Source organism: Acinetobacter sp. KB005 (assembly GCF_049949095.1).
In the GTDB taxonomy this organism is placed as follows: domain Bacteria; phylum Pseudomonadota; class Gammaproteobacteria; order Pseudomonadales; family Moraxellaceae; genus Acinetobacter; species Acinetobacter calcoaceticus.
Map to the genome: position 1 here is coordinate 784,902 of NZ_CP188191.1, position 12,492 is coordinate 797,393.

Consider the following 12,492-nt stretch of genomic DNA (forward strand, 5'->3'; position numbering starts at 1 on the left):
TTTTTTATTATTAAAACAGAGATCACGCTTTTTAAGGTCATCTCTGTTTTAACTGGTACTTGTACTTCACCTGCTTTAAACAAAATCTCCCCACAAATTTCAGCTATAATTTAACTCTTACTTTTCTTCTTTAGCTGTTCATGCCCGACTTTTCTTTTTCTGATGCCCTCTTAAACTGGTTCGATCAACATGGTCGTCATGATTTGCCGTGGCAAGTCGCAGATGATCCATACAAAGTTTGGGTTTCTGAAATTATGTTGCAGCAGACTCAAGTTAAAACAGTTCTGCAATATTTCGACCGCTTTATGGAGCGCTTCCCGACTGTAGAAGCTTTAGGTCATGCAACTTGGGATGAAGTAGCACCTTATTGGGCAGGTCTGGGTTATTACGCTCGTGCTCGTAATTTGCACAAGGCCGCAGGTCTTGTAACGCAACAGGGAAAATTTCCTGAAACACTAGAAGAATGGATTGCTCTACCAGGCATTGGCCGCTCTACCGCAGGTGCGCTCATGTCTTTGGGTTTACGTCAGTATGGCGTGATTATGGATGGCAACGTGAAACGTGTCTTAGCCCGTTTCTTTGCTATTGAGGATGATTTAAGTAAACCCCAAAATGAACGTGAAATGTGGAAACTAGCTGAAGTGCTTTGCCCAACCCAGCGTAACCATGACTACACTCAAGCAATTATGGACCTAGGTGCGACCATTTGTACGCCTAAAAAACCACTCTGTTTATATTGTCCAATGCAAGCCCACTGCCAAGCTTACCAACAAGGCCTAGAACAAGAACTCCCATTTAAAAAACCTAAAAAAACACCACCCGTTAGAACTGCAGATGTTCTTATCATCCAGTGTGAAGATGAATGGTTCTGGCAACAACGACAATCTCATGGTTTATGGGGTGGCTTATTCTGTTTACCCATTTTAGAAATTGAACACGAACGTCTTAGCTTAAGTCAGCAATTTAAATTACAACCTCAAACGCAAACCTTTCAGATCAGTCATAGTTTCACTCATTTCACATGGTTACTTAATGCGCACACGTTCCACGTGGAACCTGATCAAAAAGAACATCTGGCGATTGAACTCGAAGGACAATGGCTCAGTCCAGAACAAGCTGTTGCCAAGGGCGTTCCAACAGCGATGAAAAAATTGATCTCGACAAGCCGTTCATGACATATTGAGTAAAATAATTTTGATATGGCAGTGACAGGGAGTATTTTGTGCGACGTTTTGTTTCTCATTTCTCACTTGGTTTTTTAATTCTTCTATTGGCTGCCTGTGCCAGTGCACCTAAAAAACCAGCCCCACTCCCACCAGCTCAAGTCAGCAAGCTTAAAAGTATGCAACTCGCAAATCGACTTCCTGTGCCTGTGAAAGGTGTCGACCGAGATGAGTTAAAAGATACGTGGGGAGCTGCACGCAGTCAGGGCCGTAGTCATGAAGGAATTGATATTTTGGCTCCACGTGGAACCAAAGTGTACAGTGCAACCGAAGGGCTTGTTGCAGATCTGCGCAATAATAATCTCGGTGGTAAAGTCATCTGGATTTTAGGTCCAGCAGGAACATGGCATTATTATGCTCATCTTGATGGTCACAAACGTGGACTAAATGTCGGTGACTATGTCAAAAAAGGTGATCTGATCGGCTATGTCGGCAACACGGGCAATGCACGTTATACTTCACCTCATTTGCATTATGGTCTTTATCTAGATGGTAAAGGGCGTGGTGCTATTAACCCTTATTCTTATTTACGCTAGGAACATTGTATGTCGGAAGCGCTGATCAATCGCTTAGTAGAGTTTGCCGAGTCAGGCAATCAGCAAAAGATCATTTTAAATGGCAATAGCTATCAAGGCTGGATCATGGAAATCAGCGACGATGCCCTGCTAATCAGTACCGGTTTTTCAGATAAAGTGGGCAAAGACTTTTGGCTAAAGTTTGAAGACTTAACTCAAGCTGAACTGTATTATTGGGATACGCGCCCAAATGAATGGGTGTTATTTAAACTTTAAAATTCTAAGATAAATATAAGGAACATCATCATGAAAACTCAACGCTGCGGATGGTGTTCCAATGATCCCCTCTACATTACCTATCATGATGAAGAATGGGGTAAACCAGAACATGATGAAGCACGATTGTTTGAGATGCTTTGTCTGGAAGGTCAACAAGCTGGCTTATCTTGGATTACCGTACTCAAAAAAAGAGAAAGTTACCGAGACCACTTCTTTAATCACCCAATTGCAGAAATTGCCTCATTCACAGATGACTTTTTAGAACTAAAATTATCCGATGCGGGTTTAATTCGCCACTTAGGCAAACTTAAAGCAATTCGTGATAATGCAATTGCTTGGCAAGCACTCAAAGCACAAGTCGGTGATGTCACTACATGGCTTTGGCAATTTGTAGATGCGGCCCCTCAACAAAACGATGTTGTAGATTATCGTCAGGCACCAGCACAAACTGAACTCAGTGTAAAACTTTCCAAAACACTCAAAAAGAATGGCTTCAAATTCGTTGGTCCAACCACCTGTTATGCTTTTATGCAAGCAGTCGGCATGGTCAATGATCATGAAAACAATTGTCAGTTTAAAGCTTCATAACCCACCATAACGGATCAAATCCGCTTAAGGAGTTTCCGATGAGCAATAATACAATTCAAGCTTATGCCGCTATGCAGGCAGGTGAAAAACTGGTTCCTTACCAATTTGATGCAGGTGAATTACAACCGCATCAGGTTGAAGTAAAAGTTGAATACTGTGGTTTATGCCATTCTGATATTTCTGTTCTAAACAATGAATGGCGTTCAACTGTGTACCCTGTCGTTGCAGGCCATGAAATTATTGGACGAATTGTTGCTTTAGGCTCAGAAGCCAAAGGTTTACAAATTGGACAACGTGTAGGCATTGGCTGGACAGCGGAGAGCTGCCAAGCATGTGATGAATGTATTGGTGGTCAGCAAGTCCTTTGTACGGGTGAAAATGTTGCAACAATCGTGGGGCATGCCGGTGGTTTTGCCGATAAAGTACGTGCAGGTTGGCAGTGGATTATTCCCCTCCCCGATGATTTAGACCCAGAAAGCGCAGGTCCTTTACTATGTGGCGGAATTACCGTTTTTGATCCGCTACTCAAACACAAAATTCAGGCAACACACCATGTAGGTGTGATTGGGATTGGCGGTTTAGGTCATATGGCCATTAAACTACTTAAGGCTTGGGGCTGTGAAATCACGGCATTCAGTTCTAATCCTGACAAAACGGAAGAGCTCAAAGCAATGGGCGCCGACCATGTGGTGAATAGCCGTGACACAGACGCGGTAAAAGCACAAAAAGGTAAATTTGATTTATTGCTGAGTACCGTGAATGTGACCTTAAATTGGCGCGCTTTCATTTCTACACTAGCACCAAACGGCTCTTTGCATTTCTTGGGACTTACCCTTGAACCTGTTCCAGTTTCTGTCGGATCGCTTATTGACGGTGCCAAGTCAGTGACAGGCTCACCTACAGGTTCACCTGCTGCACTGCGTCAACTTTTAAAGTTTGCTGCACGCAAAAAAATTGCACCTCAAATTGAGCTATTCCCAATGTCACAGCTTAATGAAGCAATTGAACGTTTACACTCAGGTCAGGCCCGTTACCGTATTGTGCTTAAAGCAGACTTTGCAGAATAAAACTAACTTACTGTTTTCATCTGTTGTCGCGACCAGTCTGCCAAGTCACTAATTGCTTGGCGGACATCTGCTGTTAATTCATGGCCGGCATTTAAACGAATGAAATGCCGATAGCGTTCATCTTCACCAAAAACATGACCGGGAACCACAGTAATTCCTTGAGCTTTCGCAGTGTAATACAGCGCTAATGTATCCACACCCTTAGGTAATTGTATCCAGAGTGCATAGCCGCCTTCTGGCTGACTCAATGCAATTGGAAGGCCGTCAAACGCTCTCAAAATACAGCTGCGGTATTGCTCAACTTGCCGCATCAGATTTGGCCGTAGCTGCTCTAAATGCTCTCGATAACCACGGCTATAAATAAAATCTGCCAGACCTAATTGTAAGGGCGTATTCACCCCAATATTACTTGCCAGAAGCTCAAGTCTTAAATGCTGTAACTTTGCACTTAAACAAAACCACCCTACCCGATACGCGCTCGACAGCGACTTAGAAACCGACCCACACCAAATGACATAGCCCTCACGGTCCCAATAGCGAATCGGCAGCGGGCGTTCATTACTGTAACCACATTCACCAAAAATATCGTCTTCAATAATAAAGCACTGATATCTTGCAGCTAATTCAGCAATCTTTTGTTTTTCTGTATTACTTAAACAATAACCTAAAGGGTTTTGATAGTTGGCTGTCATGAGGCAAACCTTCGCCAAACCTTGCTGCATTAATGACTCTAAACGCTCAAGATCGATTCCGCGATGGTGCGCTGGAATTTCAATAATTTGTCGTTTTAAACTGGCTAAAAGCTGTAGTTGCCCATTGAAAGTAGGTGTCGGAATCAAAATACTATCCCCTACTTCTGTTAGATGCTGAATCACTAAAGACAAAGCAGGTATACAACCATTGGTAATGAAAATATCTTCTGCTGCGATAAAAATGCCATCTTCACGCCAATGATCAGAAAGCGCTTTTCTTAATTGTTCATGTCCTTGTTTGTTACAGTAGAGAAAGTCTTGTGGCTGACAATTTTTTAAAGCACGTTGAATAGAACGGCGTAAGCCTTCTACCGGAATAAAATGAGGCGTCAACTGGATCGAACCTAACGGTACCAGATGACTTTGTAAGGCAGCCTCTTGAATTTGGTTATGCAACTCCAGATTTGAGACTTGCCGAGGTAAAGACAAAAAATCTGGGCTATCAGGAATAGGACTAGATTGGGTTCTGGCAACCACAAAATAACCCGATTTCGGCTTTACATAAATGAGTCCCCTTGCCTCAAGTAACTCATAACAACTTTTTGCCGTGCTTAAGCTAATACTGTGCTGACGAGCAAAATCTCGTAAAGAAATCAGCTTCTGATGAGACTTGAGCTCATCTTGATAAATACGATGTGCTAATTGATTGGCAAGAACCTGATATTGGAAAGTCATTCTGTGCTGCTTTTTTAAAAATTTCTGTATCTGTACTGGTTTATAGAACACCTTTACGCTATAGAAATCAACTCAAAGAGTAGCAAAATCATGAAATTAAAAGCTATATTGTTATTGACTATTGTTTTAGCAGGTTGCCAACCTCAACCAAAAAACGAACAGTACAGACATACGGTTTGCCAAAGTCTGATTGAGGGTTATTTAAAAATGACGAATCAACAAGACTACAAATTGGAGCAGCGCACTGATGATGAGGCCAGTACGATTTCTCATTATCAATATAAGCGTAATAGCTCAAATGAAGTTGTGATGGTGAACTCGGCCTATTCCAAATTATATTTTAGTTGCCGCCAACAGCAAAAAAGCTATTTTCTGGCCCAGCATTCATCAGAAGGACAAACCACTCCACTTCTAGAGGTTCATTTTCCTACTGATGGCTATGCTACTTTTAGAGAGCGTTTTTAAAACCATCTTTTAACTGTTCTGCCAAAAACTCAATGAATAAACGGATTCGTTTTGGTAGATGCTCTTGTTGATAATACACAGCATGGATGCTTTGATATTGATGTTCAATTTGATCTTCAAATAATGCAATCAATCGCCCTTCTTCAATATCTTTCCAAACTTCAAATTCAGATAGCCGTGCAATACCATGCCCTCTAATGGTGAGTTGACGTACCGTCTCTCCACTGGAAGCTTTAATTTTTGCTTGTGCAAAAAAATATTCATCGCCAACTTTAATCGGCCAACTATTGATATAGGTAGGTCTGGTAAAACCAATCAGATCATGTTGTTCGAGTTCTTCTGGTTGTATTGGAGTACCCTTAATCGCTAAATATTCTGGGCTCGCCACAATAAATAAGCGACTTTTACAAACTAGTTTGGCATGTAGGCTCGAATCATTGAGCTCCCCAAACCGAAATGCCACATCCGTTTTATGTTGCAGCAAGTCAATCACCTGATCATTGCTATTTAACTCAATTTCAATATCTGGATAGCACTCACGAAACTTATGCATTAATGGTGCAATCACGTGTAAAACAAACGGAGTAGCCGAATCAATACGAATGAGTCCTGCCGTACCCTGATCAGATTTTTGTAGTTCTTCTTCAGCTGCATTAAGCTCATTTAAGATTTTACGAGCCTTTACCAGAAACTGTTGCCCTTCTTGAGTCAGTTTCAACTTACGTGTCGTTCGCTCTAACAAGGTCACATCTAACTTAGTCTCTAAGCGTGTTAAAGAACGGCTTACCCCTGAAGGTGTCTGTTTTAAATGTTCTGCGGCAGCTACAAATGAGCCTGTATCAATAATTGTGATAAAGGCAACAAGTTCTTCAATTGTTGATTTCATGGCTTATTCTATTATTGACTAATCATCAAAGATATTTTGCTTATTCATCTATTTTTTCGCAACAATAATCCGAGCAAAATGCACCTCAAGTTAAACAATTATTTAAATTCAGGTGAACACATGAATATCCCACGTTTTGGTCTAGGAACTTTCCGTCTAAAAGAGCAAGCGGTGATTGATTCTGTTAAAAATGCTTTAGATGTAGGTTACCGTGCAATTGATACTGCTCAAATTTATGACAATGAAGCAGCGATTGGTCAAGCCATTGCCGAAAGCGGCATATCACGTCAGGATTTATTTTTAACCACAAAAATCTGGGTAGATAATTTTGCTCAAGATAAATTTATTCCAAGCTTAAAAGAGAGCTTACAAAAACTTCGTACTGACCATGTCGATTTAACGTTGATTCACTGGCCAGCACCGGACTTAGACGTTTCGATTCCTGAAATCATGCAGCTTTTACTTGAGGCAAAGCAACAAGGCCTTACTAAAAAAATTGGTATCTCAAACTTCAATATTGAGCTTACCCAACAAGCAATTGACACAATTGGTGCAGAACATATTGCAACTAATCAGATTGAGCTAAGCCCTTATCTTCAAAACCACAAACTTGTGAACTTCTTACAAGAGAAGAATATTGATGTCACTTCATATATGACGCTTGCGTACGGCAAAGTGCTTCAAGACCCAGTTCTAGCTAAAATTGCAGCAGCTCATCAAGCAACAACAGCACAAATTGCACTTGCGTGGGCATTGCAACGTGGTTTTGCAGTCATTCCATCTTCGACTAAACGTGAAAACCTGATGAGCAATTTAAAAGCACAGGATATCGAGTTAACTTCAGCTGAAATGCAAATGATTGCTGAGCTCGACCGTAACAGTCGTGAAGTTAGCCCAGAGCCATGGGCACCAGTTTGGGACTAAACTCATGAACACTCAATCAAATACGGCGTTCTCGTTATTGGCATTGGCAATTGGTGCCTTTGCCATTGGAACCACCGAATTCTCACCAATGGGATTATTGCCGAATATCGCTAATGATTTAGGGATTTCAATTCCAACAGCCGGTATGTTAATTACAGGTTATGCACTTGGCGTAATGCTAGGTGCCCCGTTCATGACCCTTTGGTTTGGTGGTTTTGCACGACGTAATGCGCTTATTTTTCTCATGGCGATCTTTACGGTAGGTAACCTGATCGCAGCATTTTCACCAAGCTATATGAGCTTATTAGGTGCTCGTCTCATCACAAGCTTGAACCACGGTGCGTTCTTCGGGATAGGTTCAGTTGTAGCAGCAAGCATTGTGCCCGCACATAAACAGGCCAGTGCTGTAGCAACCATGTTTATGGGCCTAACCATTGCCAATATTGGTGGTGTGCCTTTGGCAACATGGGTTGGGCAAAACATTGGCTGGCGTATGTCTTTCCTTGCAATTTCCTTGCTTGGTGTGATTACCATGCTCGCTTTATGGAAAGCCCTCCCACAAGGTATGGTTGCCCAAAAACCAAATGTGAAAGCTGAGTTGAAAGTGTTAACGCGCACTCCTGTAATACTTGCCTTGCTCACCACCGTACTCGGTGCGGGTGCAATGTTTACGCTCTATACCTATATTGCGCCAAGTTTGACTGAGTTTACCCATGCTTCACCGACCTTCATTACTTTTATGCTGATGCTGATTGGTGTCGGTTTCTCGATTGGTAACCATTTAGGTGGACGTTTTGCAGATTTGTCCATCAACAAAACCCTGATTGGTTTCTTGGTTCTATTGATTGTGATGATGGTGACTTTCCCGATTCTTGCACAAAGTCAGATTGGTGCAGCCATTGCTTTAGTGATCTGGGGTGCAGCAACCTTTGCTTTAGTGCCTCCATTACAAATGCGTGTAATGTCCGTCGCTCACGAAGCACCAGGCCTTGCCTCTTCAGTAAATATCGGTGCATTTAACCTAGGTAACGCAGTAGGAGCAGCAGCAGGCGCATTAGTACTCGATTTAGGTTGGGGTTATAGCGCAGTATCATTTGCTGGCGCATTACTGGCTGGGTTAGCGTTGTTATTGGTTTTATTGCAAATCAAACGCGAGAGCAGCCCTGCCCAAGCGTTACAGCAGTGTTCAGATTAATAAAAAAAGCGCCTGATTTCAGGCGCTTTTTTTTAAGTTATTTATTTTAAAATATCTGGTAATTTCGGTTGTTCATAAATCGGACTGGTCACTTCGCGCTTCATTTTAAGCAGCATCTGGTAAGGCTGCTGTTGAACAAACATATTCACAAAACTTAATGGAATTGCACCAGCAGGATCAGCATAGCCACTGGTGGTTACTTTCACCTTATTATTTGCAAGTTTCTGGAATGTCCAGTCCCCTTCATAGCGTGTTAAGCGCACCACATCGGGTTGTATCGGATAATTTCCGCTAATTGCAGTATTTTTAATTGTCACAACGCCATTTGCAGCCTTGCTCATTTTTCCTTTTACAACGACATCACGATCTTTCAAAGGAAATGGAAAATCCAACACCATATACAGTGTGAACTCACCTTTTTTCTCATCTTGAGACAACATTTCAACTTTGCCCATATAAGGCACCCACTGATCGGCACGATTCACATCTAAAATCACGGCGACAGCGCGTTCGAGTGGCACATCAAATGTCGTTTCTGCTTTATATTGAAAGACTGGATTATCAGTCTTCTGATAGGTCCAGACTTTAATATTATTGCGGTCTAAGCTTAATTTAGCTTTTTCTGTAGAAGCAGCCCCCGTCCAGAGGCTACTTAAACAAAGAAGAGTGGTCAGGGCAATTTGTTTTTTATTCATGTTCTGCTCTATCTTTTTTTTCTCGCTACACATGGAATACGTACAGGGTTTTAAACCTGTACGTCGTTCAATCCTAAAACATCTTTCATGTCATATTTACGCGCTTCACGGCCCACAACCCATGCCGCAGCTCGCACTGCACCAGCAGCAAAGTTCATACGGTTAGTTGCTTTATGAGTCACTTCAACGCGCTCACCTTCACCAATGAACATAACTGTGTGTTCGCCAACAATATCACCACCACGAATGGTTTCGAAACCAATCGTTTGACGGTCACGTGGGCCTGTATGTCCTTCACGTCCATAAACAGCAACTTCTTTTAAGTTACGGCCTAAAGTATCTGCAATCGCTTCACCCATCATTAACGCTGTACCTGACGGCGCATCTACTTTATGACGGTGGTGAGCTTCAATCACTTCAATATCTACTGTATCGCCAAATACTTTTGCTGCAAGCTCAAGTAACTTGATTGATACATTTACACCTACTGAATAGTTCGCAGCGTAAACCACAGGTGTATGAGTGGCAACTTCGTCTAACTCAGCTTTTTGTTCATCTGACATGCCCGTTGTACCAATAACCATGGCAACCCCAGCTTCACGGCAAAGCTTCAAATGCTGAGCAGTTGCAACTGGTGCAGTAAAATCAATGATTACATCGCAGTCTTTCAGAACATCTGCCAAACTTCCTGAAACCTTCACACCCACTGAACCAATACCAGCAAGCTCACCAGCGTCAGTGCCTACCAAACTACTTTCCGGACGCTCTACCGCAGCAGCCAATTGATAGCCTGCCTGTTGAACTGCTTGAATAAGCGTACGGCCCATACGACCGCCTGCACCTAAAACACCAATGCGTGGAGCTGCTGACATAATCCTTCTCAATCTTCTGTTTTACGTAATTTGTCTACTATATCAAAACTCTTTGCTCACGATAAAAAGTAAAAATTATTTTTTAAGATCAGCTGAAATTTAATCTGTTTTCACAAAAGTTAAAGAATTGATCGGCACACTACTCAGCCACGAATGAAAAAAAGATGACTATAAGGAGTTCAACATGCATTCGAGAATTATTGGCTTCACAGCGATGATGGGGATTATGAGTTCAGTGGCATTTGCAGAGCCTGCAATCCAGCCAGGAGACACATTAGAAAGCTTATCTAAAGCACGCATTACGACTAACGTAAATACTCAAACAGCAACGCCTACAGCTCAAATTAGCGTAGTAACCGATGCCAATACCGCCGTTAAAGTTGAAGATATTGACCCGATTATTGGCGAAACAACGACAGAAACGCCTAAAGTAGCTGTACAGGCAGAAGCAGTAGTCGCACCAGTTATCGAAAATGCTTCTACTCTTGCTTCTAGCGAACCGACTGTAAGTGTTGACGACATTGATGTTGCTCACCCTACAGAGTAAGCAGACGTAATTTTCTTTTAAGCAGAATAAAAATAATAAGATGAATCAGCGCAATAAAAAGGCGGATATTTTATCAATATCCGCCTTCTTTTTAATTTCTTATCTAATCAAGTATTAATCAAACAAACGATCAAAGAATGATTTTTTCTTTGGTGAAGAAGCACTGTCTTCTCCATCAAAAGAAGCTTGCAATTCTTTAAGTAATTCACGTTGGCGAGCATTCAAGTTCACTGGTGTTTCTATCACAATACGGCAGAGTAAATCACCCACCATGCTGCTACGTACTGGACGAACGCCTTTACCACGTAAACGGAATAATTTGCCTGTTTGAGTTCCCTCAGGAATCTTCAAGCTAACACGACCTTCCAAAGTTGGAATTTCAATTTCTTTACCAAGTGCAGCATCAGCAATGCTAACAGGTACATCCATATAAAGGTCGGCACCATCACGTTGGAAAATTTCGTGTTCGCGAACAACCACTTCAACGTACAAATCACCTGATTGGCCATCACGAATTGCTTCGCCTTTGCCACTCAAACGTACGCGGTCACCATTATCTACACCCGCTGGAATTGTAACTTCCAACGTTTGCTGGCGATCAGCTACACCAGAACCATGACATGCCTGACAAGGGTTTTTAATAATTTTACCTTGGCCACGACAAGTACCACATGTTTGTTGTACAGAGAAGAAACCTTGCTGCATACGCACTTGTCCTGAACCATGACAAGTTTTACAAGTTTCAACATCTTTTGGATTTTTTGAACCTTTACCATCACACACATCACATGGTGCAGGAGCAGTAAAGGTAATGGTTTTTTTCACCCCTTTTACAGCTTCTTCAAGGGTAAGTTCCATTACATAGCGTAAATCTGATCCGCGACGTTGACGCTGTTGACGTCCACCACCACCGAATGCACCACCGAAGATATCACCGAACTGGCTAAAAATATCTTCTGCACTAAAGCCGCCAAAGCCGCCACCACCGCCGCCAAAGCCACCTTCGAACGCATTATGACCCATGCGATCGTACATGCTACGCTTTTCGCTATCCGATAAAACTTCATAAGCTTCAGCAGCTTCTTTAAATTTCTCTTCAGCTTCGGCATTGTCAGGGTTTCTATCAGGATGATATTTCATCGCCAATTTACGGTAGGCTTTTTTGATCTCATCATCACTTGCGGTTTTTGAAACGCCTAAAACCTCATAATAATCACGTTTAGCCATTTTTGGCGGTGCTCCTCACGGAATTTTATCAATACTCTATTGCCGACTAAATGGGGTGCTTTAGCCGAATTTACAAGGGGAAAATGTTTAAAAAATAGATATATTAAAAAACTGCCTTATTTTTTAAATATTTAGACAAGCCTTTTAACCATGCATTTAATAGAAATAACCACGCAATCGCGCTAAATACCACACCAGCAACCGTAGAGGCAGTTACCCAAAGATTACTGTCCCATGCAAAAAAGAAGAGCGGAATAAACCAGACCGCAGCAAAAATTGCCATACAAAGAAATAGAATCCCGTTTCGCATAATCCATAGTGCATGCGCATGAATCCAAACTTCCGCATTATCTACAACTGCTACTTTACGAGCAACCAAATAAGCAAAGGCTGCAAAAATAACTGTAAACAATGCAAGAAACATGAACGCATAAGAAATTACAATATAACGGCGATGCTGTTCGATATGGTCTTGCCCCATCTGTATTTCACCTCAATTCACTGCATTTGCCTATTTTTTATGCAGTGAAATAATCCTGTATTTTTTGTGTAAAGACAGGTGCTACTATATTGGAGTTTTCA

The 12,492-nt window shown here is 41.9% G+C and carries 15 protein-coding genes; 9 read left to right on the forward strand and 6 right to left on the reverse strand.

Annotated elements, in window-relative coordinates; translation table 11 throughout:
- Positions 1-140 precede the first annotated feature (140 nt).
- From mutY to ahr, 5 genes are read left to right on the forward strand one after another with little or no spacing between them, the layout of a single operon-like run.
- Positions 141-1,175 (forward strand): A/G-specific adenine glycosylase, encoded by a 1,035-nt coding sequence (mutY, locus tag ACPF64_RS03900; RefSeq protein ID WP_017391107.1) that lies wholly within the window; start codon positions 141-143, stop codon positions 1,173-1,175.
- Between the two features lie 47 nt (positions 1,176-1,222).
- Positions 1,223-1,759: a M23 family metallopeptidase gene (locus tag ACPF64_RS03905; protein WP_004640170.1), complete on the forward strand. Its 537-nt coding sequence runs from the start codon at positions 1,223-1,225 to the stop codon at positions 1,757-1,759.
- Positions 1,760-1,768: 9 nt separating this feature from the next.
- Entirely contained in the window at positions 1,769-2,014 is a 246-nt protein-coding gene (locus tag ACPF64_RS03910) for a hypothetical protein (protein ID WP_001287364.1), read from the forward strand.
- Positions 2,015-2,044: 30 nt separating this feature from the next.
- Positions 2,045-2,605 carry a DNA-3-methyladenine glycosylase I gene (locus ACPF64_RS03915; protein WP_426455626.1) on the forward strand — a complete coding sequence of 187 codons (561 nt, stop codon included), beginning with the start codon at positions 2,045-2,047 and terminating at the stop codon, positions 2,603-2,605.
- 38 nt (positions 2,606-2,643) lie between these two features.
- Entirely contained in the window at positions 2,644-3,672 is a 1,029-nt protein-coding gene (ahr, locus tag ACPF64_RS03920; protein WP_426455627.1) for an NADPH-dependent aldehyde reductase Ahr, read from the forward strand.
- A 2-nt stretch (positions 3,673-3,674) separates the two neighbouring features.
- Here ahr and ACPF64_RS03925 read toward each other — a convergent pair whose 3' ends face one another.
- The gene (locus ACPF64_RS03925; protein WP_426455628.1) at positions 3,675-5,099 is read right to left on the reverse strand and encodes a PLP-dependent aminotransferase family protein; all 1,425 of its coding nucleotides are present in this window, start codon (positions 5,097-5,099) and stop codon (positions 3,675-3,677) included.
- A 90-nt stretch (positions 5,100-5,189) separates the two neighbouring features.
- On the opposite strand from ACPF64_RS03925, the gene ACPF64_RS03930 reads away from it, so the two are divergent.
- Positions 5,190-5,564, forward strand: coding sequence for a hypothetical protein (locus ACPF64_RS03930; protein ID WP_426455629.1), 375 nt, complete (start codon positions 5,190-5,192; stop codon positions 5,562-5,564).
- Here ACPF64_RS03930 and ACPF64_RS03935 read toward each other — a convergent pair.
- Positions 5,548-6,450 carry a LysR family transcriptional regulator gene (locus ACPF64_RS03935; protein WP_426455630.1) on the reverse strand — a complete coding sequence of 301 codons (903 nt, stop codon included), beginning with the start codon at positions 6,448-6,450 and terminating at the stop codon, positions 5,548-5,550. The two genes, ACPF64_RS03930 and ACPF64_RS03935, sit on opposite strands and share 17 nt — an antisense overlap.
- Positions 6,451-6,570: 120 nt before the next feature.
- Between ACPF64_RS03935 and dkgB the strand changes: the two genes are divergently transcribed.
- Positions 6,571-7,374 carry a 2,5-didehydrogluconate reductase DkgB gene (gene dkgB / locus ACPF64_RS03940; RefSeq protein WP_426455631.1) on the forward strand — a complete coding sequence of 268 codons (804 nt, stop codon included), beginning with the start codon at positions 6,571-6,573 and terminating at the stop codon, positions 7,372-7,374.
- A gap of 4 nt (positions 7,375-7,378) precedes the next feature.
- Positions 7,379-8,569 carry an MFS transporter gene (locus ACPF64_RS03945; RefSeq protein ID WP_005037814.1) on the forward strand — a complete coding sequence of 397 codons (1,191 nt, stop codon included), beginning with the start codon at positions 7,379-7,381 and terminating at the stop codon, positions 8,567-8,569.
- Between the two features lie 41 nt (positions 8,570-8,610).
- Here the strand turns inward: ACPF64_RS03945 and ACPF64_RS03950 are convergent, their stop codons facing one another.
- Positions 8,611-9,264, reverse strand: coding sequence for an START domain-containing protein (locus ACPF64_RS03950; RefSeq protein WP_005037811.1), 654 nt, complete (start codon positions 9,262-9,264; stop codon positions 8,611-8,613).
- A 50-nt stretch (positions 9,265-9,314) separates the two neighbouring features.
- Entirely contained in the window at positions 9,315-10,136 is an 822-nt protein-coding gene (gene dapB, locus ACPF64_RS03955; RefSeq protein WP_017391117.1) for a 4-hydroxy-tetrahydrodipicolinate reductase, read from the reverse strand.
- A gap of 184 nt (positions 10,137-10,320) precedes the next feature.
- Between dapB and ACPF64_RS03960 the strand changes: the two genes are divergently transcribed.
- Positions 10,321-10,683 (forward strand): hypothetical protein, encoded by a 363-nt coding sequence (locus ACPF64_RS03960; protein WP_426455632.1) that lies wholly within the window; start codon positions 10,321-10,323, stop codon positions 10,681-10,683.
- A gap of 114 nt (positions 10,684-10,797) precedes the next feature.
- Here the strand turns inward: ACPF64_RS03960 and dnaJ are convergent, their stop codons facing one another.
- Positions 10,798-11,910 carry a molecular chaperone DnaJ gene (gene dnaJ, locus ACPF64_RS03965; RefSeq protein ID WP_003654301.1) on the reverse strand — a complete coding sequence of 371 codons (1,113 nt, stop codon included), beginning with the start codon at positions 11,908-11,910 and terminating at the stop codon, positions 10,798-10,800.
- A gap of 103 nt (positions 11,911-12,013) precedes the next feature.
- Positions 12,014-12,391: a hypothetical protein gene (locus tag ACPF64_RS03970; RefSeq protein WP_016139760.1), complete on the reverse strand. Its 378-nt coding sequence runs from the start codon at positions 12,389-12,391 to the stop codon at positions 12,014-12,016.
- Positions 12,392-12,492 lie beyond the last annotated feature (101 nt).

Excerpts from the sequence above, each read along its gene's own strand:
- mutY (WP_017391107.1), top strand. The coding sequence starts at position 141 with ATGCCCGACTTTTCTTTTTCTGATGCCCTCTTAAACTGGTTCGATCAA.
- ACPF64_RS03910 (WP_001287364.1), top strand. The coding sequence starts at position 1,769 with ATGTCGGAAGCGCTGATCAATCGCTTAGTAGAGTTTGCCGAGTCAGGC.
- ACPF64_RS03915 (WP_426455626.1), top strand. The coding sequence starts at position 2,045 with ATGAAAACTCAACGCTGCGGATGGTGTTCCAATGATCCCCTCTACATT.
- ahr (WP_426455627.1), top strand. The coding sequence starts at position 2,644 with ATGAGCAATAATACAATTCAAGCTTATGCCGCTATGCAGGCAGGTGAA.
- ACPF64_RS03925 (WP_426455628.1), bottom strand. The coding sequence starts at position 5,099 with ATGACTTTCCAATATCAGGTTCTTGCCAATCAATTAGCACATCGTATT.
- ACPF64_RS03930 (WP_426455629.1), top strand. The coding sequence starts at position 5,190 with ATGAAATTAAAAGCTATATTGTTATTGACTATTGTTTTAGCAGGTTGC.
- ACPF64_RS03935 (WP_426455630.1), bottom strand. The coding sequence starts at position 6,450 with ATGAAATCAACAATTGAAGAACTTGTTGCCTTTATCACAATTATTGAT.
- dkgB (WP_426455631.1), top strand. The coding sequence starts at position 6,571 with ATGAATATCCCACGTTTTGGTCTAGGAACTTTCCGTCTAAAAGAGCAA.
- ACPF64_RS03945 (WP_005037814.1), top strand. The coding sequence starts at position 7,379 with ATGAACACTCAATCAAATACGGCGTTCTCGTTATTGGCATTGGCAATT.
- ACPF64_RS03950 (WP_005037811.1), bottom strand. The coding sequence starts at position 9,264 with ATGAATAAAAAACAAATTGCCCTGACCACTCTTCTTTGTTTAAGTAGC.
- dapB (WP_017391117.1), bottom strand. The coding sequence starts at position 10,136 with ATGTCAGCAGCTCCACGCATTGGTGTTTTAGGTGCAGGCGGTCGTATG.
- ACPF64_RS03960 (WP_426455632.1), top strand. The coding sequence starts at position 10,321 with ATGCATTCGAGAATTATTGGCTTCACAGCGATGATGGGGATTATGAGT.
- dnaJ (WP_003654301.1), bottom strand. The coding sequence starts at position 11,910 with ATGGCTAAACGTGATTATTATGAGGTTTTAGGCGTTTCAAAAACCGCA.
- ACPF64_RS03970 (WP_016139760.1), bottom strand. The coding sequence starts at position 12,391 with ATGGGGCAAGACCATATCGAACAGCATCGCCGTTATATTGTAATTTCT.